Source organism: Azovibrio sp. (genome assembly GCF_049658005.1).
In the GTDB taxonomy this organism is placed as follows: Bacteria; Pseudomonadota; Gammaproteobacteria; order Burkholderiales; family Rhodocyclaceae; genus Azovibrio.
Genome location: NZ_JBASOH010000030.1, coordinates 1 through 1,965 on the forward strand (window position 1 = coordinate 1; position 1,965 = coordinate 1,965).

Below are 1,965 nucleotides of genomic sequence, written 5' to 3' on the forward strand. Positions count from 1 at the left end.
GTGCGGCACCGTGGACCTGACGGCGCCGCAGGCAAGTGCCGCGCCGGCCAGTGGCCTGGAAGCCCGGCTCGCCGCCCTGGAAAACGAGGTCGCCGAACTGCGTCAAAAGTTGCAAGACCTGCTCGACAGCCTGGCCTGAAGACAATCCTCACGGGAGACATGACAACATGAGCCGTCATACCAAGATCGTCGCCACCCTGGGCCCCGCCTCTTCCGATCCTGCCGTGCTGGAACGCCTGGTGGAAGCCGGCATCGACGTGGTGCGCCTCAACTTCTCCCACGGTAGCGCCGCAGACCACATGGCGCGGGCCGTGACCGTGCGCGAGGTGGCCGCCCGGGCGGGCCGCTGCGTCGGCATCCTCGCCGACCTGCAAGGCCCCAAGATCCGGGTCGGCAAGTTCGAAGAAGGCAAGATCACCCTGGAAAAAGGCGCCGAATTCATCCTCGATGCCGGCTGCACCCTGGGCAATGCCGAGCGGGTCGGGCTGGATTACGAGGATCTGCCCCGGGACGTGCAGCCCGGCGACATCCTGCTGCTCGACGATGGCCGCCTGAAGCTGCAGGTCGAGAAGGTGAAGGGGACGGAGATCCACACCCGCGTGCGGGTGGGCGGCGTGCTCTCCAACAACAAGGGCATCAACCGCCAGGGCGGCGGCCTCACCGCCCCGGCCCTGACCGCCAAGGACATGGAGGACATCAAGACCGCCGCGGCCCTGGAGGTGGATTTCGTCGCCGTCTCCTTCCCCAAGAGCGCCGCCGATATGTACATGGCGCGGCAGCTGCTGCGCGCCGCCGGCAGCCACGCGCGCCTGATCGCCAAGATCGAGCGCACCGAAGCCATCACCCATCTCGAAGAAATCCTCGAAGCTTCCGACGGCATCATGGTGGCCCGGGGCGACCTCGCCGTGGAAGTGGGCGATGCCGCCGTGCCGGCCCTGCAGAAGAAGATGATCCGGGCCGCCCGCGACAAGAACAAGTTCACCATCACCGCCACCCAGATGATGGAATCGATGATCCATTCCCCGGTGCCGACCCGGGCCGAAGTCTCCGACGTCGCCAATGCGGTGCTGGACGGCACCGATGCGGTGATGCTCTCGGCCGAGACCGCGAGCGGCGCCTACCCGGTGGAAACCGTGGAATCCATGGCCCGGGTCTGCCTCGAGGCGGAGCGTTCCGCCGAGGTGACGCTCGATCGTGACATGCTCGACCGGGTGTTCACCCGCATCGATCAATCGATCGCCATGGCCGCCATCTGGACCGCGCATCACCTCAAGGTCAAGGCCATCGCCGCCCTGACCCAGTCCGGCTCTACCGCGCTCTGGATGAGCCGCCTCAATTGCGGCGTGCCGATCTACGCCCTGACCCCGGACCCGAAGGCCATGGGCACCATGGTGATCTACCGGGAGGTCTATCCGCTCCTCATGAGCCAGCAGCACATGGACCGGGACATGCTGCTACAGGAGGCCGAGGAGCTGCTGATCGCCAAGGGCGTGGTGGAAAAGGGCGACCTGATCGTGCTCACCATCGGCGAGCCGATCGGCTGCGTCGGCGGCACCAACACCCTGAAGATCGTCCGGGTCGGGGAACACCAGGTCGGCTGATGGCCCGTTCCGGCGAAAACCTGCTGGCGCTGGCCTTTGCCGATCAATGCCGGCGCTGGTCCCGGCAACTGGGCGCCCCGGTCGAGGCCGCGCAGGCCGCCTGGGCCGGCGGCAAGGCCGTGGCCGAAGCGGTGGCCGAGGGCCATGTCTGCCTGTCCCTGGAGCGCGGCCCTTTGCCCTTCGACCTGGAAGCCCTGTGTGCCTCGGGTGTGGCCGGGCCGCCCGGGGCCGCCACGCCGCTGATTCTAGACGGCAGCGCCCGCCTGTATCTGGCCCGCTATTTCGACGCCGAAACCCGGCTCGCCCGCGCCCTGCTGCAACTCCATCACCGCCTGCCGCCCCCGCCCGGGGCCGCGGCCAGAGC

The 1,965-nt window shown here is 68.2% G+C and carries 2 protein-coding genes; both read left to right on the top strand.

Annotated features, from left to right (window positions below; translation table 11 throughout):
• Nucleotides 1-167 precede the first annotated feature (167 nt).
• A complete protein-coding gene (gene pyk / locus WBH99_RS03135; protein WP_424218655.1) occupies nucleotides 168-1,601 on the top strand; it encodes a pyruvate kinase in 1,434 nt (477 codons plus the stop codon).
• A partial coding sequence (locus tag WBH99_RS03140; RefSeq protein ID WP_424218656.1) for a hypothetical protein occupies nucleotides 1,601-1,965 on the top strand: 365 nt, incomplete at its 3' end. The genes pyk and WBH99_RS03140, both read left to right, overlap by 1 nt.